Source organism: Streptomyces sp. SID14478 (assembly GCF_010548525.1).
Classification (GTDB): Bacteria; Actinomycetota; Actinomycetes; order Streptomycetales; family Streptomycetaceae; genus Streptomyces.
On sequence record NZ_JAAGMG010001347.1, the window covers coordinates 1 to 7836 of the forward strand.

General features: G+C 70.9%; 7 protein-coding genes. 6 read left to right on the forward strand and 1 reads right to left on the reverse strand.

Annotated elements, in window-relative coordinates:
• Together G3I40_RS42565 and G3I40_RS42570 are read left to right on the forward strand one after the other, a co-directional pair.
• The coding region (locus G3I40_RS42565) for a helix-turn-helix domain-containing protein (RefSeq protein WP_164560145.1) at positions 1-270 on the forward strand (270 nt) is incomplete at its 5' end.
• Positions 267-695 (forward strand): VOC family protein, encoded by a 429-nt coding sequence (locus G3I40_RS42570; RefSeq protein WP_164560146.1) that lies wholly within the window; start codon positions 267-269, stop codon positions 693-695. The genes G3I40_RS42565 and G3I40_RS42570, both read left to right, overlap by 4 nt.
• Before the next feature lie 40 nt (positions 696-735).
• On the opposite strand, the gene glgX is transcribed toward G3I40_RS42570, so the two are convergent.
• Complete coding sequence (gene glgX / locus G3I40_RS42575; RefSeq protein WP_164560147.1) at positions 736-3015, reverse strand: glycogen debranching protein GlgX; 2280 nt, start codon at positions 3013-3015, stop codon at positions 736-738.
• A 164-nt stretch (positions 3016-3179) separates the two neighbouring features.
• Between glgX and G3I40_RS42580 the strand changes: the two genes are divergently transcribed.
• From G3I40_RS42580 to G3I40_RS42595, 4 genes are all read left to right on the forward strand, one after another.
• Positions 3180-4388 carry an Ig-like domain-containing protein gene (locus G3I40_RS42580; RefSeq protein WP_343245203.1) on the forward strand — a complete coding sequence of 403 codons (1209 nt, stop codon included), beginning with the start codon at positions 3180-3182 and terminating at the stop codon, positions 4386-4388.
• A gap of 163 nt (positions 4389-4551) precedes the next feature.
• Positions 4552-5748: an Ig-like domain-containing protein gene (locus G3I40_RS42585; protein ID WP_164560149.1), complete on the forward strand. Its 1197-nt coding sequence runs from the start codon at positions 4552-4554 to the stop codon at positions 5746-5748.
• An 81-nt stretch (positions 5749-5829) separates the two neighbouring features.
• Complete coding sequence (locus tag G3I40_RS42590; RefSeq protein ID WP_164560150.1) at positions 5830-6597, forward strand: enoyl-CoA hydratase-related protein; 768 nt, start codon at positions 5830-5832, stop codon at positions 6595-6597.
• Between the two features lie 282 nt (positions 6598-6879).
• Positions 6880-7383, forward strand: coding sequence for an ATP-binding protein (locus tag G3I40_RS42595; protein WP_164560151.1), 504 nt, complete (start codon positions 6880-6882; stop codon positions 7381-7383).
• The last annotated feature ends 453 nt before the right edge of the window (positions 7384-7836 follow it).

Genomic DNA, 7836 nt, shown 5'->3' on the forward strand with positions numbered 1-7836 from the left:
CTCTTCCGCGCCGAGACGGGGCTGAGCCCCGGGCAGGCCGCCCGGCTCATGCGGTTCCAGCACGCCAAGGCCGCCGTCGTGCGCCGGGTCGCCGCGGGCACGCCGCCCGACCTGGCAGGGGCCGCCGCCGCACACGGCTACAGCGACCACTCGCACCTGGTGCGCGCCTTTCACCAGTACACGGGCCTGAGCCCCACGGCGTGGCTCGCCGAAGAGTGCCGGAACATCCAAGCCGGCAGCCACCGCAACGGCGAAGAATCGGACTCATGAACACCACACAGAGCACCCAGGGCACCCCGCGCGAACCGGCCGTCTGGCCCTCCCTCCAGGCCGCCGACGCCCCCGCCCTGATCGACTTCCTCGTCGACACGGTCGGCTTCCTGCGGACCGCGGTCTACGAGGACGGCGGCCTCGTCGCGCACGCCCAGCTCGACTGGCCCGAGGGCGGCGGCATCATGCTCGGCTCGCACAAGCCCGACGCCGATCCGAGCACGTGGTGCCAGCAGCCGGGCACGTTCGGCGCGTACGTCGTCACCGACCGGGTCGACGAGCTGTACGCGCACCTCGTCGACGCGGGCGTCAAGGTCCTGCGCGAGATCGCGGACCAGCCGTACGGCAGCCGCGAGTTCGCGATCCTCGACCCCGAGGGCAACAAGTGGTCCTTCGGCACCTACCGGGGCGAGCCGCGCCCCTGATCCCGCCCCCTCCGCGACCCGGCGGGGGCGGCCGGACCCCTCACTCCCGCACGCGCAGCAGCAGCACCGTCCGCCCCGCCACCGGGATCACCGCGCCGGCCGGGTGCACCACACCCGGCGGCGCGTCCTGCGCCTCCATGCCGGTGTCGACGACCACCTCGTACTCCCGGGCCCACGGCTCGCCCGGCAGCACGAAACGCGCCGTGCCGTCGCCCGCGTGCAGGACGACCAGGAAGCTGTCGTCCTCGACGGGTTCGCCGTGCGCGTCCCGGCCCGGTATGTCGCGGCCGGACAGATACATGCCCAGGGTCGCCGCCGGCGCGTACCAGTCCCGCTCCGTCATCTCCGTACCGCGCGACGTGAACCAGGCCAGGTCCCGCAGCCCGTCCGCCGAGTGCGCCCGCCCCGAGAAGAACGCCCGCCGCCGCAGCACCGGATGTGCGTGCCGCAGGGCGATCAGGCGGGTGGTCAGGTCGAACAGGGCCCGCCAGCCGGGCTCCGCCAGGAGCCCCCAGTCGACCCAGCTGATCTCGTTGTCCTGGCAGTACGCGTTGTTGTTGCCGCGCTGGGTGCGCCCGAACTCGTCGCCCGCCACCAGCATCGGCACCCCGGTCGACAGCAGCAGCGTCGTCAGCAGGTTCCTCAACTGCCGCCTGCGCAGGGCGAGTACGGACTCCTCGGCGCTCTCGCCCTCGACGCCGCAGTGCCAGGACCGGTTGTCGCCCGAGCCGTCCCGGTTGCCCTCGCCGTTCGCCTCGTTGTGCTTGCGTTCGTACGAGACGAGGTCGCGCAGCGTGAAGCCGTCGTGCGCGGTGATGAAGTTGACCGACGCGTACGGCCGCCGCCCGCCCCACGCGTACAGGTCGCTGGAGCCGGACAGCCGGTACCCCAGATCGCGTACGTCGGGCAGCGCACCGCGCCAGAAGTCCCGTACGGCGTTGCGGTAGCGGTCGTTCCACTCCGTCCACAGCGGAGGGAACGCACCGACCTGGTAGCCGCCCGAGCCGACGTCCCAGGGCTCCGCGATCAGTTTGCAGCGCCTGAGCACCGGGTCCTGCGCGATCACCGCGAGGAACGGGGACAGCATGTCGACGTCGTGCATCGAGCGGGCGAGCGCCGCCGCGAGGTCGAAGCGGAAGCCGTCGACGCCCATCTCCGTGACCCAGTAGCGCAGCGAGTCCGTGATGAGGCGCAGCACGTGCGGCTGGACCACGTGCAGCGTGTTGCCGCAGCCCGTGTAGTCCGCGTAGCGCCGCGCGTCGTCCTGCAGCCGGTAGTAGCCGCGGTTGTCGATGCCCTTGAGCGACAGCGTCGGGCCCAGCTCGCCCGCCTCCGCCGTGTGGTTGTAGACGACGTCGAGGATCACCTCGATCCCCGCGTCGTGCAGCGCCCGCACCATCCGCCGGAACTCGCCGACCTGCTGCCCGGCCGTGCCGGACGCCGCGTAGCCCGCGTGCGGGGCGAAGTAGCCGATCGAGTTGTAGCCCCAGTAGTTCTTCAGGCCGCGGCGCAGCAGATGGTCCTCGTGCGCGAACTGGTGCACCGGCAGCAGCTCCACGGCCGTCACCCCGAGCCGGGTCAGGTGCGCGATCGCGGCGGGATGGGCGAGCCCGGCGTACGTGCCCCTCAACTCCTGCGGAATGTCAGGGTGTTGACGGGTGAAGCCGCGCACGTGCAGCTCGTAGATGACGGAGTCCGCCCAGGGCGTCTTGGGCCGCCGGTCGTCCACCCACTCGTCGTCGGGGGCGTCGTCGTGGACCACGACCCCCTTCGGGACGTACGGCGCGGAGTCCCGGCCGTCGCGCACGGTGTCGGCCACGTGCTGCTCGGGCCAGTCCCGTACGTGCCCGTACACCTCGGGCGGCAGCCGGAACTCGCCGTCCACCGCGCGGGCGTACGGGTCGAGCAGCAGCTTCGCCGGGTTCCAGCGGGCGCCCGTCCACGGGTCCCAGCGCCCGTGCACCCGGAAGCCGTAGCGCTGCCCCGGCCGCACGCCCGGCACGAAGCCGTGCCAGATCTCATGGGTCGTCTCGGCCAGCGGCGACCGGCGCTCGTGCCCCTCCTCGTCGAACAGGCACAGCTCCACGGATTCGGCGCCCCCGGCCCACAGCGCGAAGTTCGTGCCCGCGACGCCGTCCGCTCCGACCCGGAACCGGGCACCGAGCGGCATGGGGGTGCCGGGCCGCACCGGCCCGACCGGGAGAGCGGGTTCGTGGTCCTGGCCGGGCGCCACGGACGTGCGCAGGGGCGGCCTCCCGTTGCCCGTCCGCTGGGCCGGCGTACCGGCCCGCACTGCCTCCTGCTCGGCTGCGCTCGACACCTGTCGGCCTCCCGCGGCTCCACGGCTCGTCGCGAAACGGGGCGTGCGGCGTCCCGGCCGCGGCTCCCCGGTGCGTAGTCCTCCCCACTGTTCTGCCCAGAGCTGGCGTCGCACTCACGTTTCCCCGACAGGGGGAGCGTCGTTGGCCTGGCGTGAGAACAGCTGTGAGGCGCGCGCGGCGCGCAGGGGCGACACTGGCCGCCGTACTGACATGGGCAGGACTGGTCGGCGGGCTCGCCGGATGCGACTCGAACGAGGTGTTCGGCAAGCCACGCTCGCCGGAGGACCTGATCCGGGTCACCCCGGACGACACGAGCAAGGACGTGAAGGCGGACGGGCGGCTCAAGGTCGAGGTTCCGGAGGGGAGGCTGGAGTCGGTCAAGGTGGTGCGGATCCAGGACGCGCAGGAGGAGGCGGTGCCCGGACGCCTCGAGGACGACGCCATGCGCTGGCGTCCCACCGGACCCGGCGCCGACCGGCTCACCCTCGCCGCGAAGTACACGGTCGACGCGGTCGCGGTCGACGGACACGGCCGTCGCATGGCGCGCCACACCACCTTCACCACGTTCGTCCCCGACGAGCGCTTCATCGGCTACGTGACCCCCGAGAACCGGGCCACCGTCGGCACCGGCATGATCGTGAAGCTGGAGTTCAACCGGGACATCGACAACCGCGCCGCCGTGGAGCGCGCCGTCAAGGTCACCGCGCGGCCCGCCGTGGCCGTCGCCCCGCACTGGTTCGGCAAGACGCGGCTCGACATCCGCCCGGAGAAGTACTGGAAGTCCGGCACCAAGGTCACCGTCGACCTGAACCTGCGCGACGTGGAGGCCGCCCCCGGCGTCTACGGCCTGCAGCACAAGAAGTTCTCCTTCACCGTCGGCCGCAGCCAGGTCAGCCTGGTCGACGCCGCGGAGCACACGATGGAGGTGCGCCGGGACGGGGAGCTGGTCGACACCCTGCCGATCACGGCGGGGGCGCCGCGCTCGACGACGTACAACGGGAAGATGGTCGTCACCGAGATGCTCGACGTGACCCGGATGAACAGCCGCACGGTCGGCTTCGGCGGCGAGTACGACATCCCGGACGTGCCGCACGCCATCCGGCTCACCGACTCGGGCACGTTCCTGCACGGGAACTACTGGTCGGGCGGGGTCTTCGGGTCCAGCAACGTCAGCCACGGCTGTGTCGGTCTGCGCGATGTGAAGGGCGGCAGTTCGCTCACGCCCGCGGGCTGGTTCTTCGACCGCACGCTCATCGGCGACGTGGTCGAGGTGCGCAACAGCGCCGACAAGGAAGTGGCTCCCGACAACGGGCTCGGAGGCTGGAACATGAACTGGAAGCAGTGGAAGGCGGGCGCCGCCGCGGGTTCGTAGCCGCGAATTGCCCGAAAGGGGGGCCCGCCGCGGGGCGTTGGGACTAAACGGTGACATAAGCGGGGATCCGTTTTCCCAGGTCGTGAGGTTAATCTTTCGCAGTGCGCGCGGAGCGCAGGGGTGCGGGCCCTGGACCGGGGCCGTGCGAGGGGAGAAGAACATCTTGAACGGGCGACGACCGATATCGGCGGCTCTGCTGGGGGCGGCACTGCTGCTGGTCACCGCGTGCGGTGGCGGGGGTGGATCGGACTCGGGTCACGACGGCAAGGGTCAGGCGGACAAGGCGGGCGGGGCGAACAAACCGTCGCAGGCCGTCGTGACCGTCGCGCCGAAGGACGGCGCGGGCGGCGTCGCCACCAGCGGCGCGCTCAAAGTCACGGCTGACAAGGGCGAGTTGACCGAGGTGAAGGTCTCCGACTCCCAGGGCAACCCGGTGCAGGGCGAGATCACCGGGGCGTCCAGCTGGACGCCCGCCCACCACCTTGCGGCCTCGACCAAGTACAAGGTCCACGCGGTGGCGAAGGACAAGGACGGCCGGGAGTCGGCCAAGGACACCACGTTCACCACGCTGACCCCGAAGAACACCTTCGTCGGGACGTTCACGCCGGAGGACGGTTCCAAGGTCGGCGTCGGCATGCCGTTCTCGGTCCGCTTCACGCGCGGCATCACGCACCCCGAGGACGTCGAGAAGGCGATCACGGTCACGACGGAGCCCTCCGTCCCGGTCGAGGGCCACTGGTTCGGCAACGACCGCATCGACTTCCGTCCCGAGAAGTACTGGGCGGCCGGCACCGAGGTCACCGTCAAGCTCAACCTCGACGGCGTCGAGGGCCGGCCCGGCGTCTACGGCAAGCAGGTCCGCACGGTGAAGTTCACCATCGGCCGCAGCCAGATCTCCACCGTGAACGCCAAGTCCCACAAGATGACGGTCAAGCGTGACGGCAAGACCCTCAAGACGATCCCGATCACCACGGGCAAGCCGGGCTACGAGACCTGGAACGGCCAGATGGTCATCAGCGAGAAGCTCGCGGTGACCCGGATGAACGGCGAGACGGTCGGCTACGGCGGCGAGTACGACATCAAGGACGTCCCGCACGCCATGCGCCTGACCACCTCCGGCACCTTCATCCACGGCAACTACTGGGGCGGCGGCGCCTTCGGCAACTACAACGCCAGCCACGGCTGCGTGGGCCTGCGCGACGTCCGCGGCGGCTACGACAGCAAGGTCCCGGCGGCCTGGTTCTTCAATCAGTCGATGATCGGCGACGTGGTCGTCGTCAAGAACACCCACGACCAGACGGTGGCCCCGGACAACGGGTTCAACGGCTGGAACATGTCCTGGGCGGACTGGAAGAAGTGACGCGGGGCGGCGCGGAGGCGGGAGACCACGTGACGCACCGCACGGGTCGCCACGCGGTGAACGCCCGCTAACCTGCGGGGCATGACCGTACATCTGGAAATCGCCGACGGGGTGGGCACGATCCGCCTCGACCGCCCCCCGATGAACGCCCTGGACGTCGCCGTCCAGGACCGCATCAAGGAACTCGCCGAGGAGGCCACGGCCCGGGACGACATCCGGGCCGTGGTCGTCCGTGGCAGCGAGAGGGTCTTCGCGGCCGGTGCGGACATCAAGGAGATGCAGGCCATGGACCACGCGGCCATGGTCGTGCGGTCCCGCGCCCTGCAGGACTCGTTCAGCGCGGTGGCCCGCATCCCGAAGCCGGTGGTCGCCGCCGTCACGGGCTACGCGCTGGGCGGCGGCTGCGAGTTGGCGCTGTGCGCCGACGTCCGCATCGCCGCCGACAACGCCAAGCTGGGCCAGCCGGAGATCCTGCTCGGCCTGATCCCCGGCGCGGGCGGCACCCAGCGCCTCGCCCGTCTGATCGGCCCCGCCAAGGCCAAGGACCTGATCTTCACCGGCCGGCAGGTGAAGGCCGACGAGGCCCTCGCGCTCGGTCTGGTGGACCGGGTGGTCCCGGCCGAGGAGGTCTTCACGGCGGCGCACGCCTGGGCGGCGAAGCTGGCGCAGGGCCCGGCGATCGCGCTGCGCGCCGCCAAAGAGGCCATCGACGCCGGTCTGGAGACGGACCTGGAGACGGGGCTCGCCCTTGAGCGCACCTGGTTCGCGGGCCTGTTCGCGACCGAGGACCGCGAGACCGGTATGCGCAGCTTTGTGGAGGATGGCCCCGGCAAGGCGAAGTTCGCCTGACGGGCCTTCAGGGGCGTCGGTCAACTCCCTTGCGGGCAAGCGGAGTTGATCACATACCCCGTTGGAGCGCATTATCGGCTCCTTAAGGCAGCCTTAAGCCCGCCGCGTTCGTAACGATCAAGGGTCGCCCGCGCACGGTGAGTCATCGCAGGTCAGTGAGGACTTTCGGGGGCCCGATCTGCCACAGGCATATGCCAAAACGCTCCCCGGAATGAGGCGTTCCGGGGGGCTTATTCAGCCGGAACGGCCCCGCGGACCCCGCTGTGCAGCCATCATGGAGCCATGGCGGGGCTTGAGGGTGTCGAACAACCACGGCGGCACGGGAGTGCGACCGCCGCGCGCTGGTCTCCCGCGGTCGAGGACGAACACGCCCTGAGGGCACTGGAGTTGTTCGGCAATCCGACCGAGGCGGAGGTGCCGCTGCCGTCGCGGCCCGAATCCGCGGCGACCGCCCGCCGGCTCGCGCAGGTGATCGTGCTACGGCAGTGGGGCCTGTCCCCGAAGATGACCGAGGACGCCGTGCTGCTCGTCTCCGAGCTCGTCGGCAACGCGGTCCGGCACACCGGCGCCCGCGTCTTCGGGCTGCGCATGCTGCGCCGTCGCGGCTGGATCCGCGTGGAGGTGCGCGATCCGTCCCGCGGGCTGCCCTGTCTGATGCCCGTGCAGGACTTCGACATCTCGGGCCGCGGCCTCTTCCTCGTCGACAAGCTCTCCGACCGCTGGGGCGTCGACCTGCTGCCGCGCGGCAAGACGACCTGGTTCGAGATGCGGGTCGCCGACCGCTGAGGCGGCCGCGCCCCGGACGCACGAAAGCCCCCGTTCTCGCCGTCGTGCGGCGCCGCGGGGGCTTTCGTGTGGTGCGCCGCGAACGGTGGGGGGTGTTGTCCGCGGCGTCTGACGACGACCTGGCCCGGGTCAATGGGGGTCGTGCCACCGATCATGGCAGACGTCCCCGGAAACGTCCAAATGAATCATCGGTGACGTGGGCCACGGGCCTGCTAAATGAAGATTAAGTTCCGTTGGCATCCAGTAATTCTTAAGGCCCTCGGGTCGGTAAGCGGCTTTTGTCGGTCATCCCCCTTAAATAGGCGGGTGACCAAGGCAGAACCGATCCGACGCCGCTCGGCCCTGCGCGTCGCCGCCGGGCTCACCACCGCCCTCGCCACCGGATGCGCCGCCGACGAGCGGGCGGCCACCACCTCCGCCCCCCGCGCACACCCCTCACGACCGGCCGCCTCC